This is a genomic window from Paraburkholderia sp. 2C, assembly GCF_054589215.1.
In genome coordinates, this window is sequence record NZ_BAAILL010000032.1 from 917,070 (window position 1) to 931,757 (window position 14,688).

The following is a 14,688-nucleotide window of genomic DNA, read 5'->3' on the forward strand; positions in this document are numbered from 1 at the left end:
GCATGCGCCGCCTGTTCACATCGTTGCACGAGGGCATATGAGCACCGTAACCGAATATGCGAAGACCGCGCCGACGCGCGCCGAAGTCGATGCCCTTCCCGGCGTCACCGTCGTCGAGTTCGGCACCGACTGGTGCGGCTACTGCAAGGGCGCGCAGCCCATAATCGAAAATGCGTTCGTGCGGCATCAGGGCACGCGTCACCTGAAAATCGAGGACGGGCCCGGCCGTCCGCTCGGCCGCTCGTTTCGCGTCAAGCTATGGCCTACGCTCGTCTTCATGCGCGACGGCGCGGAGGTCGCGCGCGTGGTCAGACCGACCGACGTCGCGCAGATCGAAGAAGCGTTCGCGGCATTGAAGGCCGCATGATGCGGAAGGCATGCGATCCGCCGCTCCTGTCGCGGCGATCGAAAGATCACCGAGCTATCCCACGCCTATAACAACCCCACATTCGGGCATTACATCGCCCGTCGTTGCAAGTGATGCAATAAAGACTCCCGCATGAGCGTTTGCGCTGCCGAGGAGTATGCATCGTGTCCACTTATCCCATCCCGGATCATTTTCGACAACTTCCTGCGCTACCGGCAGCCAGCCTTCTGCCGCAGGCCGGAACCGATGCGCACGCCGGCAGTTTGCGCGCGGACGCGCGGTCGCGCCGCAAAGCGGTCGCGTTGCGAACGGACGCTCAACCTGTTCGCGATGCGCGCCTCGCACCAGCGGCAACGCCGCCACCGCGCGTACGCCGTGGCGTCGGCTATAGCACAGCTTGTCTCGCGAATACGCCGTTCCGCGAGTGCCGCGGCGGTGAGGCGCTGGTGATGGACGCATGGCTATTCCACCCATTCGACCAGTATCGCTACGCGAGCGAAACACCCGTTCATGGCCAGGGCGCATGCGAGGGGTGGATACGTGAAGCGATGCGCAGAATCGATCGAAGCGATGCCGCTGTGCCGCCCGATGTGACTGACGTGGCGCACCAGATGAGCGCGGACACGACGATGCGCCGTCGCGGTCTTGCGCAGGCACAGTTCGGCCGCGTAACCGCATTTCAGAACAATGCTTCCGCACTCGGGTTACTCAGATACCGGTTGAGAGCAATCGTGCACTTCAATCAGGAGAGGGCGCGCATCGACAACATCAACGCGATGGTGCGCAGCCTTGGCAGTGGATTGCACGAAAACGAAATGGCGTTCGTGCGGATCGTGATGAATGCTCGCAGGCCGAATACCGGCGAGTACGGCCATGCGTTGCTCGTTCAACGGAATGGAGACGGCAACTACTCGATCTTCGACCCGAACAATGGGGCCTTTATGTATGAAAGCCTGGACGACATGCAAATGGCGCTCGAGGGCTATCTGGAGTCCGCATTCCACGAGCCGGCACTTGCCCTGGAAGCGGTGCCGCACAGCATCCAGTATTTCTCACGGTCGCCAGCGGCGGTCGTCGCGGAACTTCTGCCGCCGATGACGCCGCTGCAGGCGCCCCCTGTACGGATTTTGCCGCCGGCCAGCACGGTGACACGTGAGCTCTATGACGCGCCTGCCGACGAGGCGAGTGAACTTTCCAGCGACGTGATTTCCGTCGCTTCAGGAGTCAGCGGCCGGGAAACCGCCCCAGCATTCGCGTACTACGCGCTGAGGAGCGTCGCGCAAGGTCTCGTTCCGGATCTCGCGCACGCGATCGTGGAAATCCGGGGAAGGCTCACGAATCGTTTGCGAAGAGCCGACCTGCTTCAGGAGATCAACCGCCTCGGCAAAGAGAACCCGTACGGCCTGGTGGCGGACATGCCGAATCGTACGAGGCGCCCGGGGAGTATCGAGCTGAACACGGCGGCGCGTCTCCTGGCCGACCTGCGGGAGCACTTCGGCAGCCTGCGGGATCCGGAGAACGTGCGTCTGCCGTATCGCAATGACTTTGCGGAGCTTCGCATGTCCTTGCGCGGCGTGGACGGCAATGTGCGTGGCGGCGGGGGCGCCGCGCCCGCCGCCGGCGAACACGTGATCGTCGTGCAGCGGCGCGGCCGGGCCGATGCTTTCGAGCAGGATGCCTACGATCTCTACGAACCTGATATGGGTGTCTTCAGATACACGAACTTCGCGGAGCTCTCGCAGGCACTACAAGGCGTGGTCGAGCGCGGGTATCCGGAATCGGGCGGCATCGACCACGTGGATACGATCTATTTCGGCCACTACGACGACGAGCCCGCCTCGACCCACACCGTACCCATCACGCCGACGCAGCATGAATCGCCGACGAGCAACCTGCTGCTCAGTGGCGTCGAGCCATTGGCCGGCGTCAGCGGCATTCCGTCACGCACGGCGCCGGTAGCCAATCTGACGCCTGAGCCCGATTTTGGCTATGAGAACCCTGTCGGGACCGTCACGCCGAGCCATGACGAACTGAAGCGCTCGCTGGGCTATCCACAGGACCGCAGGCCATTCGCGTTGTATCGTCCGTCGACGCTCACGCCGGAAGAACTGGCGAGGCGTGGCGGTTTCGAGGCCGACCGCACATTGCTCCGCAACGTGAGTCTCGACATGCACAATTTCGACGTTGCGTCCCACCTGCATCTGACCGATAGCGCAGGCTATCTGGCCACGTTCCGCGAACAAGGCACGGCGTCGGCGCGCCTTCCGGCTGGTGCAACGCAAGGCTTCATCTATTTCGTCGCGCCCACTCCGAATATGGTCGACGTCAATGGAAGTCTCGGTACGGACACCCGCAAGCCTGAAAGCAAGGAAGTCGCTGCGATGGGGCGGATCGACTACACGCAAATCCGCGGTTGGCGGCCTGTCAAAAACGGCACGGCGGGCGCGTTCGTTCGCAATCCGGCTTATCGATGGGATGTCTATAACCAGACCAGGACGGCGGGCGCGCAACCTTTGCTGTCACGTATTCCTCTCGCCAGCGACGCATGGCGCAAGCCGATATATAACGCGTTCGTTTCGAAAGACTCAAAGGGCGAAACCAAAGGATTCAACCAGGACCTGAACCAGTTCCACGCTTACTTTTACGACAACGCATGGGAGAAAGTGCGTGAATTGCAGGAACGGCAAGCGGCGGGGAAGGACTATCGCGGTCCGTTGACGATCGAGGCCTATGGCGGCACGGACATGCAACTGTCCGGAACCCATCTCTATGTCGATGCATATGGCGCACCCACCGTGTCGGGCAGGGGCACAGCGTCGTCGACGAGCCCGTGGAGCAAGCACACCTTCACGTTTGGCGAGGACGGCCGTTTGCACGTCGCCGACGACTATAAGAAGGTGTTGCGAGTCGGGGCCGACGGGTACGTCTACGTAGGTGGAATTCCATCCCATGCGGATAGTACAAATGGCGTCTTCAAATACACCGGTTCGCAGCTGATTCATTTCGAAGACGGCAAGTTTCTGACGGCCGGGACAACGGTCTACACGCCCTTCGTGACTCGGGAGGCCGCGGGATCGAGGTCGCGCTGGTCGCTGCGCTCACCTGACCGGCGGCAGCCGTATCTGCCGGAAATCAATGAATACACATTCTGGAACCTGACGGGAGGGCGGCGCAGGCTTTATCTGTTCGAGGCCGACCCGGATGCGCTGCTTCCGAAAACGACGACGCATTTCGTGACGAAGGTGCCGGGCGACGCATACCAGGGCAACTTTGTGGACTACGTGAACCTTATACGGCCCGGAGAAATACGCGCCGTATCGGCGTGGTTGCGCGATCGCAATGCCGCGTGGCTGTTCAGAGATGGCTTCTACGTGACGGTGCCGGCCCCCGGATTGCTGGAAGCCCGAACCCTGGATGGCATAGTCCGCTGGCAGGCGCGATCCGATCCGGAAGGCATGACAACCATACCCCGCAACACGAAGCTTGCTTCGACCTACCAGGTCAAACAGGACACGTGGGATCGGATATGCCGCAGGGAAGATCGGCGTACAAAGCTTTTGAGTCGGTTCAACTAGCTTGCTGGCGACTGCACGGCCGGTGCTGCCGGCCCTGTCGATGAACGGGTCGCGTTCGGCTCTATTCGCCAGACGGATCGCCGAACAGGCTGTTCAGATCCTTCGCTTCCGTCGACATATTGAACTCCCTGCGCACCGCGGCGACGACTTCGGCGACCGCATTCTGATGGCCAGCCATGTTGCCGAAATGCTTCATGTCCCAATTGCAGCCCGACGCATCGGGCTCCTGCAATCGCGGCCGCGGCACGCGAATCTTCACGCCTTCTTCGACGACGTCGGGCAAACGCTGGATGCGTCGGCTGACTTCGTCCTGCAACTGCGACGCGGTGCGCGTTTTGCGAATCATGCGAGCCTCCCTGTAGCAGACCGATCGGCGTGGCGGACAGTCTAGCGCAACGGCGGCTGCCGATTCGTCACCGCGACCGTATACCTGTCGTACGATATTCGCGCCCCAATCGTTCGATGGAACTGAACATGTTGACCGACGAAGAACTGACGCTGCTCGAAGCGATTCGCGAAAGCGGCAGCCTGTCGCGAGCGGCGGCGCGGCTCGGCAAGGCGCCCTCGACCGTCTCTCATGCGGCGCGCCAGCTCGAGACGCGCTTCGATGCGCTGCTGTTCGACCGCCGCCGCTATCGGCTGCAACTGACGCCCGCGGGCCAATTGCTTGCCGAAGAAGCGGCACGGCTGATGCAGGACGTCGCGCGCATGACGCAGCGCGTGCGTCAGGTGGCGAGCGGCTGGGAAGACCGGCTCTGGATAGTCAGCGACGAACTGCTGGAATTCGACACGCTGATGCCGCTGATCCACGCATTCGATGCACTGCAATCGGGCGTCAAGCTGCGTTTCACGCACGAAGTGCTGAGCGGCACATGGGAAGCCTTGCGCGACGGCCGCGCCGATCTGATTGTTGGCGCAACCAACGAACCGCCGGCCATTCCCGGCCTGCGCTGGTTCGAACTCGGCGTCGTCGAATGGGTGTTTGCCGTGTCGCCGCGCCATCCGCTCGCCGCGGCCAGGGGGCCGCTCAAGCGCGAGCAGATTTCAAAGCAGCGCGGCGTCGTGGTGGCCGACTCGTCGCGCGCGAGCGGCCGTGCATACGGCGTGGTCGGCGGCCAGGCGTCGCTCGCGGTGCCCACCATGCGGGCGAAGATTCTCGCGCAGCGCGACGGGCTCGGGGCCGGCTGGGTGCCGCGGCAGCGCGTTGCGTCGCTATTGAAGCGAGGCGAGCTCGTCGAAAAAGAGACGGCCGACCCGCGCGAGCCGAATGTGCTATACGTCGCATGGCGCGGCGACCACGAAGGCCGCGCCCTGCAATGGTGGATCGACCAGCTTCGCCAGCCGCGTCTCGCGAAACGTCTCGTGCAAGGCATCGACACTGTCGTTCGATGAGCGTTCGAAGAACGTTCGGAGTTCGTTGCAATGAACTGAAACACATTCACGACATCGATGCCCCTCAACGTACAGGAAAACCCGGAATAAAACGGCTAGTCTGTGCGTTAAAACAGGTGAGCGAATTGACCGCACGTTTGCGGGCCGCTTGTGCGTCCATTTCGAATAGCTTTCGTCGCCAACCCTATTTCCTACAAAACACCAATGACGACCCGAATCGAGTCCCGGCACGGACACACAGCGCTTGCGCGCGCCGTGGAGCCAACGCAATACACGCGCATCGCAATGGTGCTGCACTGGGTGATCGCGCTGCTGATCATCTGCAATGTCGTGCTGGGCCTGAGCGCGGATTCGCTGCCCGACGATTGGGTGCGTCCGGTCATCGATACGCATAAATCGATCGGCATCACGGTGCTCGGTCTCGCGCTGCTGCGCATTTTGTGGCGCGTGTCGCACAAGCCGCCGCCGTTGCCGGCCGAGTTTCCAGCGTGGGAGCGTATGGCCGCGCACGTTGCACATTTCCTGCTGTACCTGCTGATGATCGGTTTGCCGCTTTCCGGCTGGGCTCACGATTCCGCATGGAAAGACGCGGCGACGCATCCGATGCAGTATTTCCACCTTTTCGAATGGCCGCGGATCGGCTTCATCATGAATATCGATCCTGCCGTCAAGGAACGGCTCCATCTCCACGACAAGCTCGGCACGGTGCATGCATGGTTTGGCTACGCGCTATATGCGTTGCTGGCCATGCATATCGGCGGCGCGCTCAAGCATCAGTGGCTGGATCGGCATTCGGTGATCAAACGGATGGTGCCTTGATGTGTGCAGACGTGTTAATCGAACCGCAGGCGCCGGCAGCACAGGCCGAGCGCGCTGCGAGTATGCCTAGGCATTCGCTCGAAGACGCGCTGGCGGCGATCTCGCCGCGCCTCACGCCGCGGCAGGCGACATGGGCCGGCCGGCTGATCCACGGCAGCGTGACCGCGCTGTGGGTGTTGCTGTTCGCGCGCGCATTCTTTCTGCATGGCGTGGTGGCGTGGGCGACCGGCATCGCGTACGTGGTCTACGACACGCTGCTGCTGTTCTTCGTCACGATAAAGTCGTGGCCGCTCGCGCGGCGCATGGCGTCGCCGGGCGCGGGGGCCGGGTTGCCGGCAGGAGGTGCGCGGCGCTTGCCCGAGATGGGCATCATCGTCGCGTCGCATAACGAGGCGGCCGTGCTGCCCGTGACGCTCACCGCCTTGCTCGAACAGATCGACGGTCCCGCGCAAATCGTGATCGCCGACGATGGCTCTTCGGACGGCACCGAAACCTTGCTGACCACGCGCTACGGCCTTACGACGCCGGCGCTCGGCGAACTGAGCGCGCCGAGCAAACGCTATCCGAATCTGTACTGGCTGCGTCTGCCGCACGGCGGCAAGGCGCGTGCGCTGAACGCCGCGATCGACCGCATGACGACCGAAACGGTGATGACCGTCGACGCCGACACGCTGCTTGCGCCCGATGCGACACGCGCGATGCGCGCGGCATTCGCTGCGAGCGAGACGCTCGTGGCGGCGACCGGCATTCTGGTGCCGATCTGCAGCAAGTCGGTCGGCGGACGCCTGTTCCAGTGGTTCCAGACGTACGAGTACATGCGCAACTTCATCTCGCGCTTTGCGTGGATGCGCGCGGACAGCCTGCTGCTCGTGTCGGGCGCTTTCGCGTCGTTCCGGCGCGAGGCGCTGGTCGCAGTCGGCGGCTTCGACGGAGAGTGCCTCGTCGAAGACTACGAGCTGATCCACCGGCTGCGCCGCTACTCGGTCGATCGCGGGCTCGACTGGGACGTCCGCGTGGTCGGCGACGCACACGCGCAAACCGATGCGCCCGATACGCTCGCGAGCTTCCTGCGGCAACGGCGCCGCTGGTTCGCGGGTTTCCTCGAAACGCAATACTGGAATCGCGACATGACGGGCAACCGCCGCTACGGCACGCTCGGCATGCTGATGCTGCCGGTCAAGGCATTCGACACGATGCAGCCGGTCTACGGGCTGACCGCGTTCGCGCTGCTGCTGGCGTTCCTGTTCGGCGGCCACGGCGTGATCGTCGTTTCGATCTTCAGCGTGATCTTCCTGAAGACCGCGCTCGACCTCGTCTTCTACATCTGGAGCATTCACCTGTATCGCCGCTGGACCGGGCTGCGCGCCGGATCGAGCTTGTGGTCGGCGATGGCCGCGGCGATCGCGGAGCCGTTCACGTTCCAGCTATTGCGACACACGGGCGCCGTGCTCGGCTGGTTCCATTTCCTGCGCGGCGGCAAGTCGTGGGGCAAGCAGCACCGCTCCGGGCTGATTGCGCCGGACGGCAACAACGGACAGTCATAACGGCATCGGCTGTACGCGCAACGCGTAGCCGTCCGCATAGAGGCTGTCCGCGTCGGCTTCTTCCTGTTTGACATCGCTTTATAAGGGCCGCGGTGCGCAACGCACCGCGGCCCTTGTTTTTTCTTTTCCCATCGCTTCGCGGCATACGCACATACCCTGCCCAATGGCGGCCGCACCGGCCTTCGCGAGCGTGCATTTTCGCGAATTGTCAAAAAGCGCCTCGACTTCTAGTAGACTGAGCAGCTAACTCAGTAATTCAATAGAAAGCTTGAGAACTTCGGACTTTAAGTATTCGAAGGCTCGATCGCTAGAGGAGGGCGGCACACATGCACGCAGTCAGTCCGGTGGAAAGCAGCAAAGTCGAAACACCCGCGGGAGTACCGGTGCGCGATCTGCGCCGCGTTCACATTCACCCGGACTACTGGTATCCGCTTGCGTGGTCGCATGAAGTGAAGCGTGGCAAGGCGCACGGCGTGCGCTTCGCCGGCGACCCGATCGTGCTGGTGCGCACCGAGTCGGGCAATGTGTTTGCACTCGAAGACCGTTGCGCGCACCGTCAGGTGCCGCTGCACGGCGGCGTCGTCGACGGCGAAGCGATCCGTTGCTGCTACCACGGCTGGACCTACGACTGCACGGGCCGCTGCATCGACGTTCCGTATCTGGGCCGCGAACGGCTGCCCAACGGCGTGCGCGCGTATCCGTGCCGGGAGGTGGAAGGGCTCATCTTCGTGTTCCCGGGCAAAGCCGAACTCGCCGAAACGACGCCGCTGCCCCCGCTCGGTTCGGTCGCCAACAAGGCATACAAGACGCGCCGCTTCGGCCGCGAAGTGGCATGCCATTATTCGTTCATGCACGAGAACCTGATGGACATGAACCATCAGTTCCTGCACCGCCGGCAGATGGGCCAGATGCGCGCGCGTTCGCTTGGCCGTCGCCGCGGCGACGATTGGGTCGAGGTCGACTACACGTTCTCGCGCGAAGCGGGCCAGCAGCCGATCGGCGAAGCGCTCGTGTTCGGACAAAGTCGGCAAGGCACGAAAAAGAAGCACAAGGACGTGATGACGATCCGCACCCAGTACCCCTACCAGACGCTGCAGATTCGCACGTCGGAAGGCACGCTCGTGATGGATCTGTGGATCATCTATGTGCCGCTCGATGCTGAGCAGCGCACGAATCGCACGTTCGGATTGCTCTCCGTGAAGCGGCCGAAGCTCGGGTTCCTGCTCGATGCCGCATGGCCGCTGCTCGTCTGGTTCACCGAGCGCATCTTTGCGGAAGACCGCTGGATCGTCGAACGCGAGCAGGAAGCGCACGACGCGCAGGGCGCGGACTGGAACCACGAGGTGTTCCCGGTTATCAACGAACTGCGCGATCTGCTGCGCCAATGCGGCGCGCCGCCGATGCGCCGCATCGTACCGATCGAGCCGGTCGAAACCGAAGCCGCGCCGCAGCCTTGCGCGAGTTGAGCGACGCGCATTCGCGCTGTCTACTTGCGTGCGGCGTGTTGCGATGCGCGGCTGCGTGCGACTTCGTGTAACGCCGTCGCCGCGACGCGCGTAACCGCCGCACGGGATCGCGTTGCGTTATGCTGCCTTCAGGGCGTTCGCGTTCGATGCGCGAGGTCCGCGCCGTCGTTCGAGGAGGTCGCGCCATGTCCAAAGCAACCGAAGGGATCGCCACTGTTCCCGAGCTTGAGATTCTTTCGACACGTACCTTCGATGCGCCGCGCGAGCGCGTCTTCGGCGCATGGACGGACCCGGTTCGCCTCGCCCGCTGGTGGGGGCCGAAGGGCTTTCGCAACACCTTCCACCAATTCGAACTGAAACCTGGTGGAAACTGGCGCTTCGTCATGCATGGGCCAGACGGTGTCGACTATAAAAACCACAGCGTATTCGCCGAGATCGCCGAGCCCGAGCGGATCGTGTTCGATCACGTGTCCGGGCCGCATTTCAAGGTAACCGTATCGTTCGATGAAGCCGGCAGCCAGACGAAACTGACCTATCGGATGATGTTCGAGACGGCGGCCGCGCGCGATCAGGTAAAAACATTTGCGCTGAAGGCGAACAAGGAAAGCTTCGACCGGCTTGCGGCCGAGTTGAAGCGAATGGCGGCGCGTTGATCGTACGCAGGGAACTGCCGTCGAATACCGGGAAGAACAAAAACGCCTGCGTTCGTTGAACACAGGCGCTTTTGCGATTCATGCGCGGCTTCGCGCCGCATTGATGCGACAAGCGGCTCAGCCGCTTGCGATGCCCGATGATCAGAAGCGATGACGCAGGCCCATCGAAACGGCGGCCTGATTTTGCGACGACGACGGACGCGAAACATTGCCGTAATAGATGGCCGCGGCGCCGAGTTCGTCTCCGGTTGCACGTTGGTAGACAACTTGCGTGTAAACGTCGGTCCGCTTGGACAGCGCGTAATCGACCATCGCGCCGATCTGGTGGAGATGGCCGACGTTCGTCTTCACGCCCGCCACGTTGTAGTCCCCGTCCGTGTACGTATACGCGAGGCCGCCGCTCAGCGCCGGCGTGAAGTTGTACTTCGCGTTGATTTCGTAGTTGTTCAGGTGCGCTGACGAGCCGGCCGAGACGGCAATGTTGTCCTGACGCGATTGAGTCCACACGACGCCGACCTGCGCCGGGCCATACGTGTAGCTCGCGCCGACGCCGAATTCGCGCTCACGGTATCCGCCGACGGCCTGATACGTCGCGACCTGTTCCGGATCGGTCGACGCGCCATATGTCGTGGCGCCCGGGTTGTTCTGCTGCGAGTAGGCGGCGCCGATGCGCACCCCGCCATACTGATACGCGGCGCCGAAGCTGTATTCCCGGTTATTCGCGAAGCTCGAATTGTTCGAGAAGCCATACGTGCCGCCGAAGGTAAAGCCACCGTAGTTCTGACTCGCGTACTTGATCGAGTTATTGACCGGGTAGCCGCCGTTCGTATTCAGGTTGTCGTTGTTGAACGCGTGCGCAAACAGGGTGCCGCCCCAGCTGCCCGTTGCGGAGAGCGGCGCCACGTAATCCTGCATCGAATCCCACTGGCGGCCGAACGTGACGGTGCCGAAGTCGCCCGACAGACCAAAGAACGCTTGACGGTTGAACAGCGAGCCGTCGTTAGCCAGCTTGCCGTTGCCGATGTCAAAACCGCTCTCGAGGGTAAAGACGGCCTTCAATCCGCCACCCAGGTCTTCGACGCCGCGCAGGCCCCAACGGCTCTGGTCGACGCCGTTACCTACGGCGGCACGCCCGCCGCCGTCGACGTTGCTGACATACGTGAAGCTGGCGTCGATCAGGCCGTACAGCGTGACACTGCTTTGTGCGTGCGCGAGCGGGACAAACGACGCGGCTGCGGCCGCGACGATCATAGTCTTTTTCATCTGAGCTTCCTTTGCTGTTCTGTGGATCACGCGCCGCGTGCCGGAGCCCGCCACGTGGCGCATGCAGCCGGTCCATTGACAAGGCCGGTCCATTCCCTGTCTGGGGAACGGCCGCAGTATAGGTAGGCTCCCTAATCATTCTTTCCCGAATAATTAGCAATTGATTTTTGCCAAACAAGAAATAAATCAGTGAATGGTATATAGGGTTTTGTTTTTATTCGCCTTGTTCGTCTCAAATTAATGGGATTTTATTTTTAAGATTAAATTGGACGTTGTTTGGTGGCAACGTATGCCCGATCAAACTGATGGGGTAGTCGAAATTATCTCGAAAAATTAACGAGTTAACAACGATTTGAATTTGTGGATTTGTTTCGATGAATTCGAATCTGGATTGAGAAAGCGGTAAGAGGCGTCCTATGTCGTTTGGTCGATTGAAATGTAAAAAATAATCGGAGATCATAGGATTCGTTAAATGGGTTGTTTGTCATTTATTTGCGTTTTTTCGGGATTTCACAATTCGGCCGTAAAGTGTCCGGCTGTATCGCGCCGGTGCGTTTGCCGCACGTAGCATCCGCTTGCTAGACTGCCGTCGCAAGCCGAAAGTGGGCCGCCGCACGCGCGGCGGCAATCGTTGCAGTTACGTTTTCCCCGGAGGTTCCATGGCTTATATGCTGCTCATCGTCGAACCCGTCGATCAGCGCGACGAACGCGGCGAAGTCGCCGGCCGCGCGGTCTTTGCCGAAATGGTGCGCTACCGCGAAACGCTGAACGAGCGCGGCGTGCTGATCTCGGGCGAATCGCTTGCCACTGCGAAAAAGGGCAAGCGGCTGCAGGTGCACGACGGCAAGGCGCGCGTCGTCGACGGTCCGTTCGCCGAAGTGAAGGAAATGGTCGGTGGCTTCTTCCTTGTCGACTGCGAAACGCAGGACGAAGCCCTCGCGCTTGCGGCCGAGTGTCCGGCCGCACGGTGGTGCACGATCGAAGTCCGCAAGCTTGGGCCTTGCTACGAGTAGGCTTGGCGCGAGGGATCAGAAGCCGTAGCCGGGCGCGCCTGGTTATCCATTGCCGCTTCGTGCTCCTGATGTGCGGGTTTCCCCTGGTGAGCGCGCCGCATCTCACATGTCGATCGGGTCGTCGCTGGTTCGTCGTGCAGGCAAGGAGTCGCTGAACTCGGGTTCACGCGGCTTCCGGCTCTGCCAATGGGGCTCGACAAACAAGGAGAGATGGCGATGCGATTCATGATCATGGTGAAGGCGAACGCGGACAGCGAAGCCGGCAAGATGCCGGAAGAAGCGTTGATCGCGGCAATGGCGACCTATCACGAGGAACTGGCGAAGGCCGGCGTGCTGCTCGACGCGAGCGGCCTGCAGCCGACCTCGAAGGGCTGGCGCATCCGCTACGAAGGCGGCCGGCGCACGGTCATAGACGGTCCGTTCGCCGAGACAAAGGAACTGCTGGCCGGCTACACGCTGATCCAGGTGCGCTCGCGCGAGGAAGCGATGGAGTGGGCGCGGCGTTTCCCGGCGCCCTTCGGCGAACATGCGGAGGGTGAGATCGAGGTGCGTCAGCTCTTTGGGCTCGACGATTTCGAACCGAGTCCGGCCACGGACCGTTTCCGCAAGCTCGAAGGCACGAATCACTGAAGCCGCAGGATTGCCGCTGCCCCCCCGGCTTCCCGCTGGCTGGACCCACCGCGAAGCCGCACAAACCATTCAAGCCACTCAAGCGAGGTGCACGATGCACAAGCAGATCTACCTGAACATCGCGGTCGATGATCTCGAACGCTCGAAGTCGTTCTTCGCGAAGCTCGGTTTCACGTTCGAGCCGAAGTTCACCGACCAGAACGCCGCATGCATGATCGTCGGCGAAAACATTTTCACGATGCTGCTGACCAAGCCGTTCTTCAGCAACTTCACAAACAAGCCGCTCGTGGACGCCTCGAAAGGCACCGAAGCGCTGATCTGCCTGTCTTGCGACAGCCGCGACGAAGTCGACGGCCTCGTCGCAAAGGCGATCGCAGCGGGCGGCGCGGCGCCGCGCAAGCCGCAAGACTACGGCTTTATGTACAGCCACGGGTTTGAAGACCTGGACGGCCACCTCTGGGAGCTCGCCTACATGGACCCGAATGTGCCGATGCCGGATCAGACCGCGGTGTCGGCTGCAACGGACGCCCGTTGAGGTCGGCCGTGTCGACGGCCGAAACGCATCGTGCGATCGAGGCGGTGTGGCGGATCGAATCCGCGAAGGTCATCGCGCACGTCGCGCGCATCGTGCGTGACGTCGGCGTGGCCGAAGAGCTGGCGCAGGATGCGCTCGTCGCGGCGCTCGAGCACTGGCCCAAAGCCGGCGTGCCCGATAACCCGGGAGCGTGGCTGATGGCGACCGCGAAGAACCGTGCGCTCGACCGCTGGCGCCAGGAGGCGCTGCACGCGAGAAAGCGCGAAGAACTCGGCCACGATCTCGACGCGCTCGAGGCGCACCTCGTGCCCGACTTCGTCGATGCACTCGACGCCGCGCGCGAAGACGACATCGGCGACGACCTGCTGCGGCTTATGTTCACCGCGTGCCATCCGGTGCTGTCGACCGATGCGCGCGTGGCGTTGACGCTGCGCCTGCTGGGCGGCCTGACGACCGACGAGATCGCCCGTGCGTTTCTCGTGCCCGAGCCGACCATCGCACAGCGCATCGTGCGCGCGAAGCGCACGCTGTCGGCCGCGAAGGTGCCGTTCGAAGTGCCGCAGGCCGATGCGCGCGCCGCGCGGCTCGCGTCGGTGCTCGAAGTGATCTACCTGATTTTCAACGAAGGTTATTCGGCCACGGCCGGCGACGACTGGACGCGCCCGGCATTGTGCGAAGAAGCGCTGCGGCTGGGGCGCGTGCTCGTGGGGCTCGTGCCCGACGAAAGCGAGGCGTACGGTCTCACCGCGTTGATGGAGATTCAGGCGTCGCGTCTTCGCGCGCGCGTCGACGCTCAAGGCAAGCCCGTGCTGCTGCTCGACCAGGACCGCGGCCGCTGGGACCCATTGTTGATTCGCCGCGGCCTCGCCGCACTCGAGCGTGCCGAGTCGCTTGGCGGCGGTGGTGGCGTCTATACGCTGCAAGCGGCGCTCGCCGCGTGCCACGCACGCGCGCGCACCGCCGATGAAACGGACTGGGAGCGAATCGTTGCGCTCTACGACGCGCTCGCGCAAGTCGCGCCGTCGCCGGTCGTCGAATTGAATCGTGCCGTGGCGGTGGGTATGGCGTTCGGTCCGGCCGCAGGACTCGAGATTGTCGATGCGCTCAGCGCGGATCCGGCGCTCGCGCATTATCACTGGCTCCCGAGCGTGCGCGGCGACCTGCTCGCCAAGCTCGGCCGGCGCGAAGAAGCACGTGGCGAATTCGAACGCGCGGCGACGATGACGCGCAACGCGCGCGAGCGCGACCTCCTCCTCGAACGTGCGCAGCAGATGACCGGCGACACGCACTGAGGCCGAGACCGAGGCGGCAGCGCCTCTCATTCCCCATCCATCCAAGCGCACTGAATCGATACGCTTGATAGCGGCGTTTGCCCACGCGTTCTGGTTTGCCTGCAGATCCAGGCGCGTGAGCTTGCCGCACGCTCATGTC

Annotated in this window: 13 protein-coding genes; 11 read left to right on the forward strand and 2 right to left on the reverse strand. The window is 62.8% G+C overall.

Going from position 1 to position 14,688, the window contains the following annotated elements; genetic code table 11:
* Positions 1-37: 37 nt before the first annotated feature.
* Together ACYPXD_RS12310 and ACYPXD_RS12315 are read left to right on the forward strand one after the other, a co-directional pair.
* Positions 38-367 (forward strand): thioredoxin family protein, encoded by a 330-nt coding sequence (locus tag ACYPXD_RS12310; RefSeq protein WP_459711483.1) that lies wholly within the window; start codon positions 38-40, stop codon positions 365-367.
* Between the two features lie 449 nt (positions 368-816).
* A complete protein-coding gene (locus tag ACYPXD_RS12315) occupies positions 817-3,942 on the forward strand; it encodes an enterotoxin A family protein (protein ID WP_459711485.1) in 3,126 nt (1,041 codons plus the stop codon).
* Positions 3,943-4,003: 61 nt separating this feature from the next.
* Here the strand turns inward: ACYPXD_RS12315 and ACYPXD_RS12320 are convergent, their stop codons facing one another.
* Positions 4,004-4,288 (reverse strand): hypothetical protein, encoded by a 285-nt coding sequence (locus ACYPXD_RS12320; protein WP_459711319.1) that lies wholly within the window; start codon positions 4,286-4,288, stop codon positions 4,004-4,006.
* Positions 4,289-4,416: 128 nt separating this feature from the next.
* On the opposite strand from ACYPXD_RS12320, the gene ACYPXD_RS12325 reads away from it, so the two are divergent.
* The 5 genes from ACYPXD_RS12325 (at position 4,417) to ACYPXD_RS12345 (ending at position 9,816) form a co-directional block, all read left to right on the forward strand.
* The gene (locus ACYPXD_RS12325) at positions 4,417-5,334 is read left to right on the forward strand and encodes a LysR family transcriptional regulator (protein WP_459711322.1); all 918 of its coding nucleotides are present in this window, start codon (positions 4,417-4,419) and stop codon (positions 5,332-5,334) included.
* Between the two features lie 285 nt (positions 5,335-5,619).
* Positions 5,620-6,153 (forward strand): cytochrome b, encoded by a 534-nt coding sequence (locus ACYPXD_RS12330; protein WP_459711487.1) that lies wholly within the window; start codon positions 5,620-5,622, stop codon positions 6,151-6,153.
* Between the two features lie 62 nt (positions 6,154-6,215).
* Positions 6,216-7,697 (forward strand): glycosyltransferase family 2 protein, encoded by a 1,482-nt coding sequence (locus tag ACYPXD_RS12335; RefSeq protein WP_459711324.1) that lies wholly within the window; start codon positions 6,216-6,218, stop codon positions 7,695-7,697.
* Positions 7,698-8,023: 326 nt separating this feature from the next.
* Positions 8,024-9,163, forward strand: a complete 1,140-nt coding sequence (locus ACYPXD_RS12340) for a Rieske 2Fe-2S domain-containing protein (RefSeq protein ID WP_459711326.1) — start codon at positions 8,024-8,026, stop codon at positions 9,161-9,163.
* A gap of 185 nt (positions 9,164-9,348) precedes the next feature.
* A complete protein-coding gene (locus tag ACYPXD_RS12345; RefSeq protein WP_459711329.1) occupies positions 9,349-9,816 on the forward strand; it encodes an SRPBCC family protein in 468 nt (155 codons plus the stop codon).
* A gap of 141 nt (positions 9,817-9,957) precedes the next feature.
* Here ACYPXD_RS12345 and ACYPXD_RS12350 read toward each other — a convergent pair whose 3' ends face one another.
* Positions 9,958-11,079, reverse strand: a complete 1,122-nt coding sequence (locus ACYPXD_RS12350; protein WP_459711332.1) for a porin — start codon at positions 11,077-11,079, stop codon at positions 9,958-9,960.
* 659 nt (positions 11,080-11,738) lie between these two features.
* On the opposite strand from ACYPXD_RS12350, the gene ACYPXD_RS12355 reads away from it, so the two are divergent.
* From ACYPXD_RS12355 to ACYPXD_RS12370, 4 genes are all read left to right on the forward strand, one after another.
* On the forward strand, positions 11,739-12,092 hold the full coding sequence (locus ACYPXD_RS12355) for a YciI family protein (RefSeq protein WP_459711334.1): 354 nt from the start codon (positions 11,739-11,741) through the stop codon (positions 12,090-12,092).
* A 216-nt stretch (positions 12,093-12,308) separates the two neighbouring features.
* Complete coding sequence (locus ACYPXD_RS12360) at positions 12,309-12,722, forward strand: YciI family protein (protein WP_459711336.1); 414 nt, start codon at positions 12,309-12,311, stop codon at positions 12,720-12,722.
* 94 nt (positions 12,723-12,816) lie between these two features.
* Positions 12,817-13,257, forward strand: coding sequence for a VOC family protein (locus ACYPXD_RS12365; protein WP_459711338.1), 441 nt, complete (start codon positions 12,817-12,819; stop codon positions 13,255-13,257).
* Between the two features lie 8 nt (positions 13,258-13,265).
* The gene (locus ACYPXD_RS12370; protein WP_459711340.1) at positions 13,266-14,549 is read left to right on the forward strand and encodes an RNA polymerase sigma factor; all 1,284 of its coding nucleotides are present in this window, start codon (positions 13,266-13,268) and stop codon (positions 14,547-14,549) included.
* The last annotated feature ends 139 nt before the right edge of the window (positions 14,550-14,688 follow it).